This is a genomic window from Burkholderia sp. MSMB1498, assembly GCF_001526245.1.
GTDB lineage: Bacteria > Pseudomonadota > Gammaproteobacteria > Burkholderiales > Burkholderiaceae > Burkholderia > Burkholderia savannae.
Genome location: NZ_LOYJ01000010.1, coordinates 72684 through 92305, shown reverse-complemented (window position 1 = coordinate 92305; position 19622 = coordinate 72684). Strand labels below are relative to the sequence as shown.

Genomic DNA, 19622 nt, shown 5'->3' with positions numbered 1-19622 from the left:
CCGGAAACGGCAGGGCCGAATGGTAAAATCCGCGGATGAAAAAACTCGTCATCCTGATTTCCGGCCGCGGCAGCAACATGGAGGCCATCGTACGCGCTTGCGCGCGCGAGGGCTGGCCTGCCGAGGTCGCCGCCGTCATTTCCAACCGGCCGGGCGCCGCGGGCCTCGAATTCGCGGCGTCGCACGGCATCGCGACGGCCGTCGTCGATCACCGCGCGTTCGACAGCCGCGACAGCTTCGATGCGGCGCTCGCCGCCGAGATCGACCGCTTCGGCCCCGATCTCGTCGTGCTCGCCGGCTTCATGCGCATTCTGACCCCGGCCTTCGTCGCCCGATACGAGGGCCGGATGCTGAACATCCATCCGTCGCTGCTGCCGAGCTTCAAGGGCATCCATACGCACCAGCAGGCGCTCGACGCGGGCGTCGCGCTGCACGGCGCCTCCGTCCACTTCGTGATTCCGGAGCTCGACAGCGGCGCGATCGTCGCGCAGGCGGCCGTGCCCGTCGTCGCGGGCGACGACGCCGCCGCGCTCGCCGCGCGCGTGCTCGCGGCCGAGCACGCGCTGTATCCGCGCGCGGTGCGCTGGTTCGTCGAAGGGAAGCTGCGCCTCGAAGCGGGGCGCGCCGTCGTCGCGCCGGACGAGGCGCGCTGGCTGTTCGCGGATGCAATCGACATGTCGACGAGCGAGGGCGTATGAAGCTGCACGGATTCCTGATTGGCCAGACCGAGGCGCTTCTCGCCGAAGTCCTGAAATTCGCCGGCCCGGCCGACGTCACGACGAGCCGTTTCTTCCGCGCGCATCCGAAGCTCGGCCACGCCGAGCGCGGCGTGATCGCCGAGGCGGTGTTCGCGGTGCTGCGGCGGAAGATGGAGTACGCGCACCTCGCCGAGAGCGGCACGGGCGCGCCGGCGCGGCGGCTCGCGCTGCTCGGGCTGATGCAGACGGCCGGCCGCTCGGCGCTCAAGCCGTTCGTGTCGGCCGCCGAATGGGCGTGGCTCGACCACGTCGCGAAGATCGATCCGGCGAGCCTGCCGCTGCGCGTGCGCACGAACCTGCCGGACTGGATTCATCAGGCGCTTGCCGAGCGCATGGGCGCCGACGAGCTCGCGCAGTTCGCGGCCGCCGTCAACTATCCGGCGCCGCTCGATCTGCGCGCGAACGCGCAGAAGGCGACGCGCGACCAGGTGATCGACGGCCTGCGCGCGGCCGGGATCGACGCGGGCGCGACGCCGTTCGCGCCGTTCGGCGTGCGCGTCGTCGGCAAGCCGGCGCTCACGAAGCTCAAGCTGTTCGAAGAGGGACAGATCGAAGTGCAGGACGAGGGCAGCCAGTTGCTGTGCTCGCTCGTCGCGCCGCGGCGCGGCGAGATGGTCGTCGATTTCTGCGCGGGCGCGGGCGGCAAGACGCTCGCGCTCGGCGCGATGATGCGCTCGACGGGCCGCCTGTACGCGTTCGACGTGTCCGAGAAGCGCCTCGCGAAGCTCAAGCCGCGCCTCGCGAGGAGCGGCCTGTCGAACGTGAACCCGGTGCTCATCGACAGCGAGCACGACGCGAAGATCAAGCGGCTCGCGGGCAAGATCGACCGCGTGCTCGTCGACGCGCCGTGCAGCGGCCTCGGCACGCTGCGCCGCAATCCCGACCTCAAGTGGCGCCAGTCGCGCGAGACGATCGCCGAGCTCGCGCCGAAGCAGGCGTCGATTCTCGCGAGCGCCGCGCGCCTCGTGAAGAAGGGCGGCCGGCTCGTCTACGCGACCTGCAGCGTGCTCGAGGCGGAGAACGAGACGATCGTGGCCGAGTTTCTCGCCGCGCATCCGGCGTTCGCGCTCGTGCCGGCGAGCCGCGTGCTCGCCGAGCAGCGGATTTCGCTCGACACGGGCGACTACCTGTCGCTCTGGCCGCACCGCCACGCGACCGACGGCTTCTTCGCCGCGGTCCTCGAGCGGCGCGCGCAGTAACGGGCGGGCTCGCGCATGGTCACGAATCACCTGACGCGGCGGCTCGCCGCCGTCGCGCACGACTTCGGCCAGCCTGCGATGATCTGGCAGGCGGCCGCGTTTCTTGGCTCGCTCGCGCTCGCGTGGCTCGTCGCGCGCTATGTGCGCGGGCGGATCGACGCGCGCCGCCGCTCGGCCGGCCGCTCGCCCGGGCCGGGCGCGCTCAGCCTGAACCGCGCGCTGTTTCCGCTCGTCGGGGGCGCGTTCATGTGGCTCGCGGAGACGGCGTTCGACGAGCTGATGCCGACGTCGCTGCTGCAGCTCGCGCTCGTGCCGCTGTTCGGCATCGGTCTCATCTACATCCTGTTCTTCGTCGCGCGCCGCGTGTTCGCTCGCGACGGCCACACGCACGCGTGGCTGTCGATCGTCGAGAAGATCGCGTCGATCGTCGTGTGGATCGCGATGGCGCTCACGGTGCTCGGCATCCAGCACGACGTGCTCGTCTGGCTCGACAGCGTCCAGTTCCGCGTCGCGAACGCGCGCCTCACGCTGTTGTCCGTGGTGTCGGGCGCGCTGTGGGTTTGCGTGACGCTCGTCGTCGCGATGTGGCTCGGCTCGGTGCTCGAAGATCGGCTGATGCGCGCGCGCTCGCTCGACGCGAACCTGCGCGTCGTGCTCGCGCGCGTCGGGCGCGCGCTGCTCATCTTCGCGGCGGTGCTGATCGGCCTGTCGCTCGTCGGGATCGACGTGACGGTGCTCGGCGTGTTCGGCGGCGCGCTCGGCGTCGGGCTCGGCTTCGGCCTGCAGAAGATCGCGAGCAACTACGTGTCGGGCTTCATCATCCTGCTCGACCGGTCGCTCAGGCTCGGCGACGCGATCAACGTGGGCGGCCTGCAGGGCGTCGTCACGCAGATCCGCACGCGCTACACGGTCGTGCGCGGCCTCGACGGCAACGAGACGCTGATCCCGAACGAGAAGCTCATCACCGACGTCGTGCAGAACCAGTCGTCGTACCTGACGCGCGGTTACGCGAAGGTCGCGGTCCAGATCGCATACACGTCGGACGTCGAGCACGCGATGTCGCTTCTCGCCGACGCGGCGAAGGGCATCGACCGCGTGCTCGAGGAGCCGGCGCCGACGCCTTATCTCGTCGGCTTCGGCGCGGACGGCATCGATCTCGAGCTCGGCTTCTGGATCGCCGACTCGGCGAAGGGAACGGCGAGCGTGCGCTCGATGGTGAACCGGAACATCTGGCGGCTTTTTGTCGCACACGGGATCTCGATCCCGTTCCCGCAACGGGAGGTGCGCGTGATCGGGCTGCCGGACGGAATCGCGCCCGCGGCCGGCGCGGAAGGCTTCGCGGCCGATCGGCCGCGGCAGGACGCGTAGCCGCGCGGGGCGCCGACGCGCCCCGCGCAGCCCGAAAACGCCCGCGCACGTATTGCGGCGCCGCAAAAAATATTCATTTTTTACAAAGACTTGGAACGGATGCAGTAAAATTCCGTCCTATCACGCGGTATGCTTTCATTTTCTTGACGCGGATCATTTGAGCCGGCGTCCTTACTTTCACAGGTAACTGCCTTGTTGAATTCCCTGCTCGATTTCTTTTCCAACGGGCTTCTGCGTTTCTCGTGGTGGCAGATCGTGCTGTTCACGCTCGCCGTCACGCACGTGACGATCGTCGGCGTGACCGTCTATCTGCACCGCTGCCAGGCGCACCGCGCGCTCGACCTGCATCCGATCATGAGCCACTTCTTCCGCCTGTGGCTGTGGATGACGACGGGCATGCTGACGGGCCAGTGGGCGGCGATCCACCGCAAGCACCACGCGAAGTGCGAGACCGAGGAGGATCCGCACAGCCCGCAGACGCGCGGCATCTGGAAGGTGCTGCTCGAAGGCGCCGAGCTGTATCGCGCGGAAGCGAAGAACGAGGAGACGATGCGCAAGTACGGCCACGGCACGCCGAACGATTGGCTCGAGCGCAATCTCTACTCGAAGTACCCGATTCTCGGCGTGAGCCTGATGATGGTGATCGACGTCGCGCTGTTCGGTTTGGTCGGCCTCACCGTGTGGGCGGTCCAGATGGTGTGGATTCCGTTCTGGGCGGCGGGCGTCGTCAACGGCCTCGGCCACTTCTGGGGCTATCGCAACTTCAACGCGGCCGACGCGAGCACGAACCTGTTCCCGTGGGGCATCGTGATCGGCGGCGAGGAACTGCACAACAACCACCATACGTTCGCCACGTCGGCGAAGCTGTCGAACAAGTGGTACGAGTTCGACATCGGCTGGATGTACATCCGCATCATGTCGGCGTTCGGGCTCGCGAAGGTGAAGAAGATCGCGCCGACGCCGCGCCTCGCCGCGCGCAAGACGGTGCTCGACCAGGAAACGCTGCAGGCCGTGCTGTCGAACCGCTACGAAGTGATGGCGCGTTACGCGAAGACGCTCAAGCGCGCGTACAAGCAGGAGCTCGTGCACCTGAAGGAGCTCGGCGCACGCGAGAAGTATCAGCTGATGCGCGGCGCGCGCAAGTGGTTCCACAAGGAAGAGGCGGGCCTCGACGAGCCGCAGAAGCGGATGCTGCCGGAGATCTTCGCGAACAGCCAGAAGCTGCATACGTTCTTCGAGTTGCGCACGGAACTTGCCGCGATCTGGGAGCGTTCGAACGCGTCGCGCGAACAGCTGCTCGCGCAGCTGCAGGACTGGTGCCATCGCGCCGAGCAAAGCGGCATCAAGGCGCTGCAAGAGTTCGCGACGCGCCTGCGCCGCTACGCCTGAGTCGTTCGCGCCGAAATCGATTAGAATTTCAGGACGTCACAAACCCCGCGCTGGCGGGGTTTTTTCTTTTGGGCGCGCCGTTCGACGACGGCGGCCGATCAGCAGGGCTGAGCTTTGCACAGAACCGGAACAAGCGCTGAGGCGATAACGCCGGTCGATAGGAGATGAGGATGCAATCGGCGATCAAACCCGTCGAGTACGACCGCCCGCTCGCGGCAGGGGTGGCCTGCGGCGTAGGCGAGGCGTGGGCGAAGGTGCCCGAGCCGCTCGCCGCCGGCGAGCGCGACGCGCTGAAGGCGCGGATCAAGGCGTTGCTCGAACGCGAGAAGGCCGTGCTGGTCGCGCACTATTATGTCGACGCGGATCTGCAGGAACTCGCGGACGAGACGGGCGGCTGCGTCGCCGATTCGCTCGAGATGGCCCGCTTCGGGCGCGATCACGACGCGCGTACGCTCGTCGTGGCCGGCGTGCGCTTCATGGGCGAAACCGCGAAGATCCTGAGCCCGGACAAGCGCGTGCTGATGCCCGACCTCGACGCGACGTGCTCGCTCGATCTCGGCTGCCCGATCGACGAATTCTCGCGGTTCTGCGACGCGCATCCGGACCGCACGGTCGTCGTCTATGCGAACACGAGCGCCGCGGTGAAGGCGCGCGCCGACTGGATGGTCACGTCGTCGATCGGCCTCGAGATCGTCGCCGATCTGCATGCGCGCGGCGAGAAGATCATCTGGGCGCCGGACCGGCACCTGGGCGGCTACATCCAGAAGAAGACGGGCGCGGACATGCTGATGTGGCAGGGCTCGTGCCTCGTGCACGACGAATTCAAGGGCATCGAGCTCGATCTGCTGCGCCGCGAGTATCCGGACGCGAAGATTCTCGTGCATCCCGAATCGCCGGAGAACGTCGTCGCGCTCGCGGACGTCGTCGGTTCGACGACGCAGCTGATCGACGCGGCCGTGAAGCTCGACGCGCAGCGCTTCATCGTCGCGACCGATCTCGGCATTCTGCACAAGATGCGGCTCGCGGCGCCGGGCAAGACCTTCATCGAGGCGCCGACGGCCGGCAACAGCGCAACGTGCAAGAGCTGTGCGCACTGCCCGTGGATGGCGATGAACGCGCTGTCGAACCTGGCCGAGGTGCTCGAGCGCGGCCACAACGAGATCTTCGTCGATGCCGCGATCGCCGAGCGCGCGCGCGTGCCGATCGACCGGATGCTCGATTTCGCCGCGCGACGCAAGCAGCGCGTGCAGGCGAGCGGCGACCTGCAGCGCGACCAGTCGCTCTTCGCGAACGTGGGGGCGGCATGACGAACGACGCAGTGTCGCCGCTCTTCGCGGAAATCTCGCGCGAATACGGCGCCGCATTCGACGCGGCGATCGCACGCAACGTGGCCGACACGCTCGCCGAGGACGTCGGCAGTGGCGATCAGACCGGGCGTCTCGTGCCGGACGGCGCGCCGCGCCGCGCGCGCGTGATCGTGCGCGAGGAGGCCGTGCTGTGCGGCGTGCCGTGGTTCGTTGCGGTGATGCGCGCGGTCGATTCGTCGATAGAAATCGACTGGCGGTATCGCGAAGGCGACCGGATGGCGGCGGATTCGACCGTCTGCGAACTGCGCGGCCCCGCGCGCTCGCTGCTGACGGCCGAGCGCAACGCGCTCAATTTCCTGCAACTGCTGTCGGGCGTCGCGACCGCGACGCGCCGCTACGTCGACCGGATCGCGGATACGCGTACGCGCATTCTCGACACGCGCAAGACGCTGCCGGGCCTGCGGCTCGCGCAGAAATACGCGGTGCGCGTCGGCGGCGGCGCGAACCAGCGGCTCGCGCTCTACGCGGGCATCCTGATCAAGGAGAATCACATCGCGGCGGCGGGCGGCGTCGGCGAGGCGCTCGACGCGGCGTTCGCGCTGAACGCCGACGTGCCGGTGCAGATCGAGGTCGAGACGCTCGATCAGCTGCGCACGGCGCTCGCGCACGGCGCGCAGTCGGTGCTGCTCGACAACTTCACGCTCGACATGATGCGCGACGCGGTGCGCGTTACCGAAGGCCGTGCGGTGCTCGAGGTGTCGGGCGGCGTGAACTTCGACACGGTGCGCGCGATCGCGGAGACGGGCGTCGACCGGATCTCGATCGGCGCGCTGACGAAGGACGTGCGCGCAACCGACTACTCGATGCGCATCGTCGAATGACGTGATGGCGGCGCGCGTCCGGCTCGCCGGACGTGCGGCTCGGCCGAGGAAAAAGGCCGCCGGCGCATTGCGTGCCGGCGGCCTTTTTTTGTCGCGCCGGTTTCGAGGCGTTTCGTGGCGCGCGGCAGGCCGTTGGGCCGTTATTTCGGCACGCGCAGCGGCGGGGTGAGCACGGTCGGCAGCGCCTTGGGCAGCGCGTGCGGCCAGTCGCGGCTGTAGTGCAGCCCGCGGCTTTCGTGGCGCGCCCGCGCGCTGTCGACGATCAGCGACGCAACGTCGACGAGATTACGCAGCTCGAGCAGATCGCGGCTCACGCGGAAGTGCGCGTAGTACTCGTGGATCTCGTCGCGCAACAGCTTCAGGCGATGCTGAGCGCGCTCGAGGCGCTTGTCGGTGCGCACGATGCCGACGTAGTTCCACATCAGGCGGCGCAGTTCGTCCCAGTTGTGCGCAACGACCACTTCCTCGTCCGCATCGGCGACGCGACTCTCGTCCCACGCGGGCAGCGGGCCGTGCGTCGCCGAATCGTAGCCGGCGCTTTCGATCGCGTCGGCGGTCGCGCGGCCGATCACGAGGCATTCGAGGAGCGAATTGCTCGCGAGGCGATTCGCGCCGTGCAGGCCGGTGTAGGACGTTTCGCCGACGGCGTACAGGCCGGCGATGTCGGTGCGTCCGGCCAGGTCCGTGACGACGCCGCCGCACGTGTAATGCGCGGCCGGCACGACCGGGATCGGCTCCTTCGAGATGTCGATGCCGAACTCGAGGCAGCGCGCGAAGATCGTCGGGAAGTGCTCGCGCAGGAACGCTTCGGGCTGGTGGCTGATGTCGAGATACACGCAGTCGATTCCGCGCTTCTTGATCTCGAAGTCGATCGCGCGCGCGACGATGTCGCGCGGCGCGAGTTCCTCGCGCGAATCGTGCGCGGGCATGAAGCGGGTGCCGTCCGGCAGCTTCAGGAGGCCGCCTTCGCCGCGCACCGCCTCGGAAATGAGGAACGACTTCGCGTACGGATGGAACAGGCACGTCGGATGGAACTGGATGAACTCCATGTTCGCGACCCGGGCGCCCGCGCGCCACGCCATCGCGATGCCGTCGCCCGTCGCGGTGTCGGGGTTCGTCGTGTACAGATAGACTTTGCCGGCGCCGCCCGTCGCGAGCACCGTGTGCGGCGCCTCGATCGTCATCGTCTGTCCGGTGCTCACGTCGAGCGCGTAAAGGCCGACGCAGCGCCGGCCCGGCAGGCCGGGCAGCCCGAGGCGATCGGACGTGATGAGATCGATCGCGTGGTGATCCTCGAAGAACGTGATGTTCGGGTGCGCGCGGGCGCGCTCGGACAGCGTCGCGAGCACCGCGTGGCCCGTCGCGTCGGCCGCGTGGATGATGCGGCGATGGCTGTGGCCGCCTTCGCGGGTCAGATGGAAGCCGAGCTCCGCGGCGTCGTCCTTCGTGAACGGCACGCCTTGCGAGATCAGCCATTCGATCGCTTCGCGGCCGTGCTCGACGATGTAGCGCGTGGCCGCCTCGTCGCACAAGCCGCCGCCCGCGATCAACGTGTCGTTCACGTGGTTCTCGACGCTGTCCGCCGAATCGAGCACCGCGGCGATGCCGCCTTGCGCGTAGTCGCTCGCGCCCTCCATCAACGAGCGTTTCGCGATCAGCGCGACGCGCCGCGTTTGCGCGAGATTGAGCGCGACCGACAAGCCGGCGAGGCCGCTGCCCACGATCGCCACATCGAAATTCATCTGCATCTCCGTTTCTTGCGCGTTTCGTCTTATCTTTTCCGCCATGCGCAATGCGGGCGGAAAGGGCAGAGCATACCGCGCCGAAGAAGCGGGTGTGCGCGCGCCAATGCAAAAAGCCCCGCAATCGCGGGGCTTTTCGTCATCGTCAGGCTCTTTGAAACCGGAGAATTACTTGATCTTGGTTTCTTTGTACGCCACGTGCTTGCGGGCGACGGGATCGAACTTCATGATCTCCATCTTTTCCGGCATGTTGCGTTTGTTCTTCGTGGTCGTATAGAAGTGACCCGTGCCAGCGGTCGACTCGAGCTTGATCTTGTCGCGTGCGCCTTTCGCCATGTTCGTGCTCCTTGGACTTAGGCTTCGCCGCGTGCGCGCAGATCAGCGAGCACGGAATCGATGCCGTTCTTGTCGATCAGGCGCAGGCCGGCGTTCGAGACGCGCAGACGCACCCAACGGTTTTCGCTTTCCACCCAGAACCGGCGGTTTTGCAGATTCGGCAGGAAGCGACGCTTCGTCTTGTTGTTGGCGTGGGAAACGTTGTTGCCGCTCATCGGCGCTTTCCCAGTTACTTGGCATACGCGTGCCATGAGAGCACTCCTAATACGCTGAATTCGGGTTCGATCGCCGTGACGGTTCTCTTCCTCGCATGGCCGCGTGAACTTCGGCCGTGCCGGGAAAAGCGCCTCCGATCCGTGAATGTTGGCCTGACGACCAAGTCCACGAGACCGCTTCAGCGGCTTCAGAACTGGTTGGAAAAAAGACAGACGACGATTCTAACAGAAAAACTTCAGGAAAATCAAACCCAATTTCGCGGGCGGATGTCGCGCGTCGGCGGGCCCCGGCTGCGTGGGGGCCCGCCGCGTGCGGCGCGCGCCGGCGGCGGCGCGCTAGATCCAGCCCGCCTGTGCGAACGAAAACGTGTCGCTCGCGCCGACGACGAAGTGGTCGATCAGCTGCACGTCGACGAGCGCGAGCGCGTCGCGCAGCACGCGCGTCAGGCGCCTGTCGGCGGCGCTCGGCCGCACCGCGCCCGACGGATGATTGTGCGCGACGATGAGCGCCGCCGCATTCAGCGCCAGCGCGCGCCGCACGATTTCGCGCGGATAGACGGCCATGCGCGTGAGCGACCCGTGCGCGGTTTCCTCCGATTGCAGCAGCCGATGCCGCGCGTCGAGAAAAAGGCAGACGAACACTTCGTGCGGCCGCGTGCCGATCAGGAGCCGCAGGTAGTCCTCGACCGCGCCCGGCGAATCGACGAGCGGCCGCTCGCGGGCCCTCTCGGCGAGCGCGCGGCGCGCCAGCTCGACTACCGCGACGAGGATCGCGGTGCGTGCGGGGCCGATCCCGCGCAGGCCCTTGAAATCGTCGGGCGCCGCGTCGAGCAGCGCGCGCAGCGAGCCAAAGCGCGCGAGCAGCGTGCGCGCGAGCGCGAACACGTCGTGGCCGGGCAGCCCCGAGCCGAGGAGGAGCGCGACGAGCTCCGAGTCGGACAGCGCGGCGGGCCCGCGCGCGAGCAGGCGCTCGCGCGGCAGGTCGCGGCCGCGGCGCGCCGCAGGGACGCTCGCGGCGGGCGCGGCGGGAGGGCCTGCCGGCGCGACGGGAAGCGCGACGGGCGGCTCGCGCGCCGGCTTGCCGTCGATGTCCTCGCGGGCGATGAGAATCTCGTACTGCATGCTGCCGACCTCCAATATCCTGCGTCCTCGCAAGGCGAATCGCGTCCGCATTCCGCTTCGGCCGCCGAGGTGACTTACAATATGGGCTTTGCGCCGCGCAGCCCGCCGTTTTCGGGCGCCGATTGAACGAGTACCACATGAGCCTCATCGACCTTGCAGAAGTGAAGCCCGGTTCGCACGTCACGCTTCATTACCGGCTCGCCCTTGCCGACGGCGCCGACATCGTCAACACCTTCTCCGACAAGCCCGCCACGCTCCTTCTCGGCGCGGGGCAGCTTGCGCCGTCGCTGGAGGAAATTCTGATCGGCCTGAAGGCGGGCCACCATTCGACCTTCCGGCTAGCGCCCGAACAAGCGTTCGGGCCGCGCAATCCGGACATGATCCAGCGCGTGTCGCTCGCGACGCTGCGCGAGAACGGCATGGTCGGCGAGGATTTCGCGCCGGGCGACCTGATCGAGTTCAACGCGCCGGACGGCGGCCGCTACGCGGGCGTGCTCAAGGAGATCGGCGAGACGTCCGCGCTCTTCGATTTCAATCATCCGCTCGCGGGCCAGGCGCTCACGTTCGAAGTGAAAATCATCGGGATTCTGTAATCATGAGCACCACCGATACGCTGTCCGGACGGGTCGCCGCGGCCGACGCCGAGATTCTGCTCGCCCAGCCGCGCGGCTTCTGCGCGGGCGTCGATCGCGCGATCGAGATCGTCGAGCGCGCGATCGCGATGCACGGCGCGCCGATCTACGTGCGCCACGAGATCGTGCACAACAAGTACGTCGTCGAGGATCTGAAGAAGAAGGGCGCGATTTTCGTCGAGGAACTCGAGGAAGTGCCGTCCGGCAACACGGTGATCTTCAGCGCGCACGGCGTGTCGAAGGCGGTGCGCGACGAGGCGGCCGTGCGCGGGCTGCGCATCTACGACGCGACGTGCCCGCTCGTCACGAAAGTGCACGTCGAGGTCGCGAAGATGCGCCAGGAAGGCGTCGACATCGTGATGATCGGCCACAAGGGGCATCCGGAGGTCGAAGGCACGATGGGCCAGGTCGAGCGTGGGATGCATCTCGTCGAGAGCGTCGAGGACGTGCACAAGCTCGAGCTGCCCGATCCGGAGCGCGTCGCGCTCGTCACGCAGACGACGCTGTCGGTCGACGACGCGGCCGAGATCATCGGCGCGCTGAAGGCGAAGTTCCCCGCGATTCGCGAGCCGAAGAAGCAGGACATCTGCTACGCGACGCAGAACCGTCAGGATGCGGTGAAGTTCATGGCGCCGCAGTGCGACGTCGTGATCGTCGTCGGCAGCCCGAATAGCTCGAATTCGAGCCGCTTGCGCGAGGTGGCCGAGAAGCGCGGCGTCGCCGCCTACATGGTGGACGCGCCCGAGCAGATCGATCCGGCCTGGGTCGCAGGCAAGCGGCGGATCGGCGTGACGGCGGGCGCGTCGGCGCCCGAGGTGCTCGCGCAGGCGGTGATCGCGCGCTTGCGCGAGCTCGGCGTGACCAACGTGCGGGCGCTCGACGGCATCGAGGAGAACGTGTCGTTCCCGCTGCCGCGCGGCTTGAACCTGTCGCCCGCCACCTGATCGCCGGTTTCGACTTCCGTTGGATTGCAAAAAGCGCGCCTTAGGGCGCGCTTTTGTTTTGGGCGTATTTTCTTCGGGAGCAACCATTCGGCACCGATACGGTGCAACTGAGTTGCAATATCATTCGAAATCGTGTGCTCAAAAAAGGTTGCAATGCAGGAAAACCCTGTCGAATCAGGAATATTGGTCGTCCTATAAATAGAGTTACAATGCGCCCGTTTTCAGGCCTGGTGGCCTTTGAAACATGGTTTTGGCAAGGCGCTGGAGACCTTATTCGATGCATCTGGAGTTGGTTTACGCCGGGCCCGTCGACGCTGCGGTTGCGCTCTTCGCAGCGGCCGCCGACGGACGCGACGGCGGAGCGGCGGCGCAGGCCGCGGCGGCTCCCGCCGCTTCCCCGAGCGACGTCCTCGTCGTCGGGGCCGGGCGTCCTGCGGCGAATTTCGTCGCGGTGCCGACTCAGATCAAGCGTGCGCGCGCCGACGTCGTTGCATCCGTCGGCATTGGCGCGCCGGGCGACCTGGTCGCGCGACGCACGGCAGCCGTTCGCGCGGCGCCGGCGTTCCGGCGTGCGCCGATCGCAAGCGGCGCAGTGCGCGCGACCGCCGACACCACGAGGCGCGCCAACCCGAGCGAAGCTTTCGACGTGCCGCAGCCGATGCCGGTGCCCGCCCCCGAGGCGATGGCCGGTGTCGTGCGCGGTCGCGTCGGAGGCGCGAAGGCTGGCGCATGGACGCTCTACGACTTCAAGGAGGCCAAGCACACCGTCCTCAAGTCGTGAACTACAGACGGGACTCGCGACGGCACCGAGGCTGCAGTGCGGTGCCGTTTTTGTATCCGTCCCGGCAAGACGCGCGGTCGCACAGTCCGCTTCGTCCGCGCCGGGCCGACATCACCTTACCGGTATTGATTTAGTACCCGCAGTGTCGTTGAGATGGCGCGATTCCATCGCTTATCCGCGTGGCGGAGCGCTCATCCAGCAGCACGGGCCAAGGAGCTTTAAATGGATATTTTCGTCCAGCAGATCCTCAACGGACTGGTGCTCGGCAGTGTCTACGCCATCATCGCGTTGGGCTACACGATGGTGTACGGCATTCTCGGCATCATCAACTTCGCGCACGGCGACGTGTTGATGGTGGGCGCGATGGTCGCGCTTTCCGCGATCACGGTGCTGCAGAATCACTTCCCCGAGCTGGGCCACGCCGCCACGCTGACGATCGGGCTCGTGATCGCCGCGGCCGTCTGCGCGTGCGTCGGCTTCACGATCGAGCGCGTCGCGTACCGGCCGCTGCGCCGCGCGCCGCGTCTCGCGCCGCTCATCACCGCGATCGGCGTGTCGATCCTGCTGCAGACGGCCGCGATGATGATCTGGTCGCGCAATCCGCTGCCGTTCCCGCAGCTTCTGCCGACCGATCCGATCAACGTGATCAAGGCGGGCGAGAACAATCCGGGCGCGGTGATTTCGATGACCGAGATCACGATCATCATCGTCGCGTTCCTCGTGATGGCCGGTTTGCTGCTCCTCGTGCACAAGACGAAGCTCGGCCGCGCGATGCGCGCGATCGCCGAGAACCCGAACACGGCGAGCCTGATGGGCGTGAACCCGAACTTCGTGATTTCGGCGACGTTCATGATCGGCTCCGCGCTCGCGGCGCTCGCGGGCGTGATGATCGCGTCCGAATACGGCAACGTGCACTTCTACATGGGCTTCATCCCCGGCATGAAGGCGTTCACGGCCGCGGTGCTGGGCGGGATCGGCAACCTGGGCGGCGCGATGGTGGGCGGCGTGCTGCTCGGCCTCATCGAGCAGTTGGGCGCCGGCTACATCGGCAATCTGACGGGCGGGGTGTTCGGCAGCAATTACCAGGACGTGTTCGCGTTCATCGTGCTCATCATCGTGCTCGTGTTCCGGCCGTCGGGCCTGTTGGGCGAACGTGTCGCCGATCGCGCGTAAGGAGAACAACATGACATCCATTCAACCGATCGAATCGTCGGCTTCGCTCGTCGAGGAGCGTCATCCCGCGAAGACAGCCACCATCGGCATTCTGACCGCGGCGTTCGTGATCGCGGCGCCGCTGCTCATCGGCGCGGCGGGCGGCAACTACTGGGTGCGCGTGCTCGACTTCGCGATGCTGTACGTGATGCTCGCGCTCGGCCTGAACGTGGTGGTCGGCTTCGCCGGTCTGCTGGACTTGGGCTACATCGCGTTCTACGCGGTGGGCGCGTACACCGCGGCGCTCCTGAGCTCGCCGCACCTGACGTCGCACTTCGACTGGATCGCTCAGCTGGTGCCGGGCGGCCTGCACGTGCCGTTCCTCCTGATCGTGCCGATCGCGATGGCGCTCGCGGCGCTCTTCGGCATCCTGCTCGGCGCGCCGACGCTGCGCCTGCGCGGCGACTACCTCGCGATCGTCACGCTCGGCTTCGGCGAAATCGTCCGGATCTTCATGAACAACCTCGACCGCCCGGTCAACGTGACGAACGGGCCGCAGGGGATCACCGGCATCGATCCCGTCAGGGTCGCGGGCTTCAACCTGTCGCAGACGCACGAGATCTTCGGCTTCTCGCTGCCGTCGGTCTACATGTACTACTACCTGTTCGTGCTCTGCGCGCTGCTCGTGATCTGGGTCTGCACGCGCCTGCAGCATTCGCGGATCGGCCGCGCATGGGCCGCGATCCGCGAAGACGAGATCGCCGCGAAGGCGATGGGCATCAACACCCGCAACGTGAAACTGCTCGCGTTCGCGATGGGCGCGTCGTTCGGCGGCCTGTCGGGGGCGATGTTCGGCGCGTTCCAGGGTTTCGTGTCGCCGGAGTCGTTCACGTTCTGGGAATCGGTCGTGGTGCTCGCGTGCGTCGTGCTGGGCGGCATGGGCCACATTCCGGGCGTGATCCTCGGCGCGGTGCTGCTCGCCGTGTTCCCCGAATTCCTGCGCTCGACGATGAGCCCGCTGCAGCACATGCTGTTCGGCCACGACATCGTCGATACCGAAGTGATCCGCCAGGCGCTGTACGGCCTCGCGATGGTGATCATCATGCTGTACCGCTCGGAAGGCCTGTGGCCCGCGCCGAAGCATGAGGACCGAATCGCGAAACTGGCGAAGCGCGGCGGCAAGAAGCCGGTGCGCGCCTAAACGACGTGGGACCGGCGTCGGGCGCTGAGGCGCCAGCGCCGGTCGACACAGGAGAAAAGGTAATGAGCGAACAAATTCGACTGTCCGTCAAAGGCGTGAACAAGCGCTTCGGCGGCCTGCAGGCGCTGTCCGACGTCGGCCTCGAGATCAAGGAGGGGCAGATCTACGGCCTGATCGGCCCGAACGGCGCGGGCAAGACCACGTTCTTCAACGTGATCACGGGGCTCTACACGCCCGATTCCGGCGAGTTCCGGCTCGACGGCGAAACGTACACGCCGACCGCGGTCCACCAGGTCGCGAAGGCGGGCATCGCGCGCACGTTCCAGAACATTCGCCTCTTCGGCGGGATGACCGCGCTCGAGAACGTGATGGTCGGGCGCCACGTGCGCACGAAGCACGGGCTTCTCGGCGCCGTGTTCCAGACGCCCGCGGAGCGCAAGGAAGAGCGCGAGATCAAGGAGCGCGCGATCGAGCTGCTCGACTACGTCGGCGTGCTGCAGTACGCCGACTACACCGCGCGCAACCTGTCGTACGGCCACCAGCGCCGGCTGGAGATCGCGCGCGCGCTCGCGACCGATCCGAAGCTGCTCGCGCTCGACGAGCCGGCGGCCGGGATGAACGCGACCGAGAAGGTCGAGCTCACGCGTCTGCTCGACAAGATCCGTTCGGACGGACGGACGATTCTCCTGATCGAGCACGACGTGAAGCTCGTGATGGGGCTGTGCAACCGGATGACGGTGCTCGATTACGGCAAGGTGATCGCCGAAGGTCTGCCGCATGACGTGCAGAAGAACCCGAAGGTGATTGAGGCATATCTCGGCGCAGGGGTGCACTGATGGCATCGGCAATGTTGAAAATCAAGGGCTTGCAGGTCAACTACGGCGGCATCCAGGCCGTCAAGGGCGTTGACATGGAAGTCCGCCAGGGCGAGCTCGTCACGCTGATCGGCGCGAACGGCGCGGGCAAGACGACGACGATGAAGGCGATCACGGGCCTCAAGCCGTACTCGGCGGGCGACATCGAGTACGACGGCCATTCGATCAAGGGCGTGCCGCCGCACGAGCTCCTGAAGCGCGGCCTCGCGATGGTGCCGGAAGGCCGCGGGATCTTCGCGCGGATGTCGATCGTCGAGAACATGCAGATGGGCGCGTACCTGCGCAACGACAAGGACGGGATCAAGAAGGACGTCGACCGGATGTTCGGCTTCTTTCCGCGCCTGAAGGAGCGGGCGACGCAGCTCGCGGGCACGCTGTCGGGCGGCGAGCAGCAGATGCTCGCGATGGCGCGCGCGATTCTGTCGAAGCCGAAGCTGCTGCTGCTCGACGAGCCGTCGATGGGCCTGTCGCCGATCATGGTCGAGAAGATCTTCGAAGTCGTGCGGACGATCTCGAAAGAAGGCATCACGGTGCTGCTCGTCGAGCAGAACGCGCGCCTCGCGCTGCAGGCGGCCGACCGCGGCTACGTGATGGATTCGGGCACGGTGACGATGGAAGGCGACGCGAAGCAGATGCTCGACGATCCGAAGGTGCGCGCCGCGTATCTGGGCGAGTAAGCGTGACCGATGCCGGCCGCGCGCGGGGCGTGCGGCGCGGTGCTCGAAAAGCCGTCACGGTTCGCCGTGGCGGCTTTTTCTTTTGGTTTTGGGTTCGTATCCGGATGGTTCGGTGCACCGGCTCGGCGTGCGCATGGCGGCGGCCGCGCTGCGCGCGACGGGATGACTGCCGCGCGTAGCCATCGACAAAGCACGCGGCACGGATGCCGCGCCTTCGCGTCGACTTCGAAGCGCGCTGTTTCGCGCTCGCCGATCGGCCTATCGAAAACCGACACGCAGCTCGGGCACAATGTGCGTGCCACCATCGAACGGAGACGCGCATGAGCCTCGATTACGGTTTCGTGAAAGCGAAGATCAAAGCGGTTGCGGGCCTGAAGGCGGCGGGGCGCGCGAACGAGACGCAGTATCACGTCCATCTGACGCTCGCGCTGCCCGGCGGCGATTGGGACGTCGCGATCAACGTCGGCACCAACGACGCGGACGACTTGCTCAAGTACAAGCTCGTCTACGATTTTCATCATCCCGTCACGCAGACGCTCGCCGCAGCCGCGGAAGGTTACACCGGCCTGACGAACGACAGCGCGCTGCCGGCGCTAGACTACGTGCGCAGCGACATCCTGAGCGAAACGGGCGCGTGGCGCATGAGCGACGTGATGGACGGCACCGAGCACCCGGAGCCGATTCCGTCGGTGCTGCGGCTCGTCGACGCCGCGCACCGGCAGAACCTCGATCTGTACGTGTTCGGGCGCACGTACGTCGAAGGCAACGGCATTCACGACACGCACATGAACCAGGGGTCGGCCGGCCCGCATTTCCTGCATCAGCTGGGCGACGACGCGAACGATCACAACGACGTGTGGCAGGACGGCGCGCTCCTCGTCGATCTCGGCGGCGCGCAGTGGGCCGCGTACTTCGCGGCGTTCGAACAGCAGGCCGTGCCGACGGACAGCCTCGGCAATCCGCTGCCGGGCGCGGGGCCGATTTCGTAGCGAGACACGAGCGGCGGCGCGCCGCGTGGGCTGGGGGCGCGGCGTGCGCACGAGCCGGCGCGCCGATGCGCGGCGGCTCGCATCGGCTCTAAACGGCCGGAACGGGGTTGGCCAGCGCGGGCGAACCGGGGCGCGGGCGAACCGGCGTGAGCGACGGTCCATGCTGCGCGATGCGCGGCGGCCGAAGGCCGGCGACGCATGCCGCGCGGGCTGGCGGCGCGCGGCCATCGCTTGCGACGTCAGTCCGCCGCGAGCCGCTTGCCGAACGAGATCCGCTCTTCCGCGCGGTAACCGAGCGCTTCGTAGAACCGGCACGCGCCGTCGTTGCCCGGCAGCACCTGCAGGTTCACTTTCGGGCAGCCGCGCGCGGCGAGCGCCGCCTCCGCATGCGCGAGCAGCGCGCGGCCGACGCCGAGCCGCCGCGCGCCGGGCTCGACGGCGAGCGAATACAGCCAGCCGCGATGGCCGTCGTAGCCGGCCATCACGGTTCCGACGACGCGCTCGCCGGCGATCGCGACGAAGAACAGCTCGGGCTGCGTCGCGAGCTTGAGCTCGATCGCGCGCTGCGGATCGCGGTGCGGCGTGCTCGCGTCCGAGTACGACGGAAACGCGTCGCGCCATACGGCGAGCACGGCGCTGGTGTCGCCGCGCTCGAACGTTCGGATCGCGACGCCCTCCGCGACGGTTCCGGTCGACATGGCGATCAGAGCGAGTCGAGCACCGAACGCAGCATCGCCATCATCTGGTCGATCTCGTCGTTCGTCACGTTGAGGGCCGGCATGAAGCGCAGCAGGTTCGGGCGCGCGGCGTTCAGCAGCAGGCCGTCCGGCTGCATCTCGCGCGCCTTCTCGACGATCTGCGGGCCGATGTCCTTGCCGAGCAGGAGCGCGCGCAGCAGGCCTTCGCCACGCTCGCCTTCGAAGCCGCGCTCCTCCGACAGCTCGAGCAGCCTGCGCTTCAGGTATTCGCCGCGCGCGCGCACGCCTTCGAGGAAGCCCGGCGCGACGAGCTGCGAGATCACCGCATGGCCCGCCGCGGTCATCAGCGGGTTGCCGTTGTAGGTGCCGCCCTGGTCGCCCGCCTCGAACACCGCGACGTCGGCCTTCGACAGCAGCGCGGCGAGCGGCACGCCGCCGCCGATGCCCTTGCCGAGCGTCATGATGTCCGGCTCGACGCCGGCGAGCTCGTACGCGAACAGCGTGCCCGCGCGGCCGCAGCCGCTTTGCACTTCGTCGACGATGAGGAGGAGGCCGTGCTGCTTCGTCAGCGCGCGCAGCTGCTGCATGAATTCGCGCGACGCCGGGATCACGCCGCCTTCGCCCTGGATCGGCTCGAGCATCACGGCGACGGTCTTGTCGTTGATCAGCCTCTCGACCGAGTTGATGTCGTTGATCTCGGCCTTCGGGAAGCCCGGCACCTGCGGCGCATAGATCGTGTCCCAGCCCGCCTTGCCGCTCGCCGACATCGTCGCGAGCGTGCGCCCGTGGAAGCTGTGGTCGAACGTGATGATCTCGTACGCGCCGTTCCTGAACTTGCGGCCCCATTTGCGCGCGAGCTTGATCGCGCCTTCGTTCGCTTCGGCGCCGCTGTTCGCGAAGAACACCTTGTCGAACACGCTGTGCTGCGTGAGCAGGCCCGCGAGCTTCGCCATCGGCTCGTTGTAGAACGCCGGCGACGGGTTCAGCAGCTTCTCAGCCTGGGCCTGCAGCGCCTGGACGAGCCCGTCGTTGCAATGGCCGAGACAGTTGACCGCCCAACCCTGGATGAAATCCAGATAGCGCTTGCCGGTGTGGTCGTAGAGCCATGAACCCTTGCCGTGCGTGAACACGATGTCGGGGCGGTTCGTGATGTACATCAGCGAGTCGATTGGGTGGTCGTTCAGCGGCATGGCGGCAGGCTCCAGGGTGCAGTCGGCGAAAAGGCAATAAAAAAAGCCACGGTACGCCGTGGCTTGGTGGTTCGAACAGCTTGTGCGTAACGGGGAAGCGGTTACGCGCGAGTCCGTGACGAGCCGGCGGCATCCGTGCGGAGCGGCGAGCGGCGACGTCGGAGAG

Annotated in this window: 20 protein-coding genes; 14 read left to right on the top strand and 6 right to left on the bottom strand. The window is 67.3% G+C overall.

Features of this window, described 5'->3' with window-relative positions:
• The first annotated feature begins 35 nt into the window (after positions 1-35).
• From purN to nadC, 6 genes are all read left to right on the top strand, one after another.
• Positions 36-698, top strand: a complete 663-nt coding sequence (purN, locus tag WS91_RS02395) for a phosphoribosylglycinamide formyltransferase (RefSeq protein ID WP_059669667.1) — start codon at positions 36-38, stop codon at positions 696-698.
• Complete coding sequence (locus WS91_RS02390; RefSeq protein ID WP_059669666.1) at positions 695-1957, top strand: RsmB/NOP family class I SAM-dependent RNA methyltransferase; 1263 nt, start codon at positions 695-697, stop codon at positions 1955-1957. Before purN ends, WS91_RS02390 begins: the two co-directional genes overlap by 4 nt.
• Before the next feature lie 15 nt (positions 1958-1972).
• On the top strand, positions 1973-3325 hold the full coding sequence (locus tag WS91_RS02385) for a mechanosensitive ion channel family protein (RefSeq protein WP_059669665.1): 1353 nt from the start codon (positions 1973-1975) through the stop codon (positions 3323-3325).
• A 192-nt stretch (positions 3326-3517) separates the two neighbouring features.
• Positions 3518-4714, top strand: a complete 1197-nt coding sequence (locus WS91_RS02380; RefSeq protein WP_038745263.1) for a DesA family fatty acid desaturase — start codon at positions 3518-3520, stop codon at positions 4712-4714.
• A 170-nt stretch (positions 4715-4884) separates the two neighbouring features.
• Positions 4885-6021, top strand: coding sequence for a quinolinate synthase NadA (gene nadA, locus WS91_RS02375; RefSeq protein ID WP_059669664.1), 1137 nt, complete (start codon positions 4885-4887; stop codon positions 6019-6021).
• Positions 6018-6902 (top strand): carboxylating nicotinate-nucleotide diphosphorylase, encoded by an 885-nt coding sequence (gene nadC / locus WS91_RS02370; RefSeq protein ID WP_059669663.1) that lies wholly within the window; start codon positions 6018-6020, stop codon positions 6900-6902. Before nadA ends, nadC begins: the two co-directional genes overlap by 4 nt.
• Before the next feature lie 140 nt (positions 6903-7042).
• Here the strand turns inward: nadC and nadB are convergent, their stop codons facing one another.
• The 4 genes from nadB to radC all read right to left on the bottom strand — a co-directional run bounded on the left by nadB (position 7043) and on the right by radC (position 10317).
• Positions 7043-8644, bottom strand: coding sequence for an L-aspartate oxidase (nadB, locus tag WS91_RS02365; protein ID WP_059669689.1), 1602 nt, complete (start codon positions 8642-8644; stop codon positions 7043-7045).
• Positions 8645-8812: 168 nt separating this feature from the next.
• On the bottom strand, positions 8813-8980 hold the full coding sequence (rpmG, locus tag WS91_RS02360; protein WP_004185395.1) for a 50S ribosomal protein L33: 168 nt from the start codon (positions 8978-8980) through the stop codon (positions 8813-8815).
• Positions 8981-8997: 17 nt separating this feature from the next.
• Positions 8998-9231 (bottom strand): 50S ribosomal protein L28, encoded by a 234-nt coding sequence (rpmB, locus tag WS91_RS02355; protein ID WP_004186391.1) that lies wholly within the window; start codon positions 9229-9231, stop codon positions 8998-9000.
• Between the two features lie 300 nt (positions 9232-9531).
• Positions 9532-10317, bottom strand: a complete 786-nt coding sequence (gene radC / locus WS91_RS02350; RefSeq protein WP_059669688.1) for a RadC family protein — start codon at positions 10315-10317, stop codon at positions 9532-9534.
• Between the two features lie 137 nt (positions 10318-10454).
• Between radC and WS91_RS02345 the strand changes: the two genes are divergently transcribed.
• The 8 genes from WS91_RS02345 to WS91_RS02310 all read left to right on the top strand — a co-directional run bounded on the left by WS91_RS02345 (position 10455) and on the right by WS91_RS02310 (position 17568).
• A complete protein-coding gene (locus WS91_RS02345) occupies positions 10455-10910 on the top strand; it encodes an FKBP-type peptidyl-prolyl cis-trans isomerase (protein WP_038745257.1) in 456 nt (151 codons plus the stop codon).
• A gap of 2 nt (positions 10911-10912) precedes the next feature.
• On the top strand, positions 10913-11893 hold the full coding sequence (ispH, locus tag WS91_RS02340) for a 4-hydroxy-3-methylbut-2-enyl diphosphate reductase (protein ID WP_038745255.1): 981 nt from the start codon (positions 10913-10915) through the stop codon (positions 11891-11893).
• A gap of 277 nt (positions 11894-12170) precedes the next feature.
• Positions 12171-12674, top strand: coding sequence for a hypothetical protein (locus tag WS91_RS02335; protein ID WP_059574820.1), 504 nt, complete (start codon positions 12171-12173; stop codon positions 12672-12674).
• Between the two features lie 222 nt (positions 12675-12896).
• On the top strand, positions 12897-13847 hold the full coding sequence (locus WS91_RS02330) for a branched-chain amino acid ABC transporter permease (protein WP_038745252.1): 951 nt from the start codon (positions 12897-12899) through the stop codon (positions 13845-13847).
• 10 nt (positions 13848-13857) lie between these two features.
• Entirely contained in the window at positions 13858-15027 is a 1170-nt protein-coding gene (locus WS91_RS02325; protein WP_038745313.1) for an ABC transporter permease subunit, read from the top strand.
• 62 nt (positions 15028-15089) lie between these two features.
• Positions 15090-15863, top strand: coding sequence for an ABC transporter ATP-binding protein (locus tag WS91_RS02320; RefSeq protein WP_038745250.1), 774 nt, complete (start codon positions 15090-15092; stop codon positions 15861-15863).
• Positions 15863-16579 carry an ABC transporter ATP-binding protein gene (locus WS91_RS02315; protein ID WP_038745248.1) on the top strand — a complete coding sequence of 239 codons (717 nt, stop codon included), beginning with the start codon at positions 15863-15865 and terminating at the stop codon, positions 16577-16579. Before WS91_RS02320 ends, WS91_RS02315 begins: the two co-directional genes overlap by 1 nt.
• 320 nt (positions 16580-16899) lie before the next feature.
• The gene (locus WS91_RS02310; protein WP_038745246.1) at positions 16900-17568 is read left to right on the top strand and encodes a DUF2278 family protein; all 669 of its coding nucleotides are present in this window, start codon (positions 16900-16902) and stop codon (positions 17566-17568) included.
• 239 nt (positions 17569-17807) lie between these two features.
• On the opposite strand, the gene WS91_RS02305 is transcribed toward WS91_RS02310, so the two are convergent.
• Entirely contained in the window at positions 17808-18266 is a 459-nt protein-coding gene (locus WS91_RS02305) for a GNAT family acetyltransferase (RefSeq protein WP_059669662.1), read from the bottom strand.
• 5 nt (positions 18267-18271) lie between these two features.
• Complete coding sequence (locus WS91_RS02300; protein ID WP_059669661.1) at positions 18272-19456, bottom strand: acetylornithine transaminase; 1185 nt, start codon at positions 19454-19456, stop codon at positions 18272-18274.
• Positions 19457-19622 lie beyond the last annotated feature (166 nt).

Coding starts and splice junctions, on each gene's coding strand:
- nadC (WP_059669663.1), top strand. CDS start 6,018: ATGACGAACGACGCAGTGTCGCCGCTCTTCGCGGAAATCTCGCGCGAA.
- rpmG (WP_004185395.1), bottom strand. CDS start 8,980: ATGGCGAAAGGCGCACGCGACAAGATCAAGCTCGAGTCGACCGCTGGC.
- purN (WP_059669667.1), top strand. CDS start 36: ATGAAAAAACTCGTCATCCTGATTTCCGGCCGCGGCAGCAACATGGAG.
- WS91_RS02320 (WP_038745250.1), top strand. CDS start 15,090: ATGAGCGAACAAATTCGACTGTCCGTCAAAGGCGTGAACAAGCGCTTC.
- WS91_RS02345 (WP_038745257.1), top strand. CDS start 10,455: ATGAGCCTCATCGACCTTGCAGAAGTGAAGCCCGGTTCGCACGTCACG.
- WS91_RS02390 (WP_059669666.1), top strand. CDS start 695: ATGAAGCTGCACGGATTCCTGATTGGCCAGACCGAGGCGCTTCTCGCC.
- WS91_RS02310 (WP_038745246.1), top strand. CDS start 16,900: ATGAGCCTCGATTACGGTTTCGTGAAAGCGAAGATCAAAGCGGTTGCG.
- rpmB (WP_004186391.1), bottom strand. CDS start 9,231: ATGGCACGCGTATGCCAAGTAACTGGGAAAGCGCCGATGAGCGGCAAC.
- WS91_RS02330 (WP_038745252.1), top strand. CDS start 12,897: ATGGATATTTTCGTCCAGCAGATCCTCAACGGACTGGTGCTCGGCAGT.
- WS91_RS02305 (WP_059669662.1), bottom strand. CDS start 18,266: ATGTCGACCGGAACCGTCGCGGAGGGCGTCGCGATCCGAACGTTCGAG.
- radC (WP_059669688.1), bottom strand. CDS start 10,317: ATGCAGTACGAGATTCTCATCGCCCGCGAGGACATCGACGGCAAGCCG.
- nadA (WP_059669664.1), top strand. CDS start 4,885: ATGCAATCGGCGATCAAACCCGTCGAGTACGACCGCCCGCTCGCGGCA.
- WS91_RS02325 (WP_038745313.1), top strand. CDS start 13,858: ATGACATCCATTCAACCGATCGAATCGTCGGCTTCGCTCGTCGAGGAG.
- WS91_RS02315 (WP_038745248.1), top strand. CDS start 15,863: ATGGCATCGGCAATGTTGAAAATCAAGGGCTTGCAGGTCAACTACGGC.
- nadB (WP_059669689.1), bottom strand. CDS start 8,644: ATGAATTTCGATGTGGCGATCGTGGGCAGCGGCCTCGCCGGCTTGTCG.
- WS91_RS02335 (WP_059574820.1), top strand. CDS start 12,171: ATGCATCTGGAGTTGGTTTACGCCGGGCCCGTCGACGCTGCGGTTGCG.
- ispH (WP_038745255.1), top strand. CDS start 10,913: ATGAGCACCACCGATACGCTGTCCGGACGGGTCGCCGCGGCCGACGCC.
- WS91_RS02300 (WP_059669661.1), bottom strand. CDS start 19,456: ATGCCGCTGAACGACCACCCAATCGACTCGCTGATGTACATCACGAAC.
- WS91_RS02385 (WP_059669665.1), top strand. CDS start 1,973: ATGGTCACGAATCACCTGACGCGGCGGCTCGCCGCCGTCGCGCACGAC.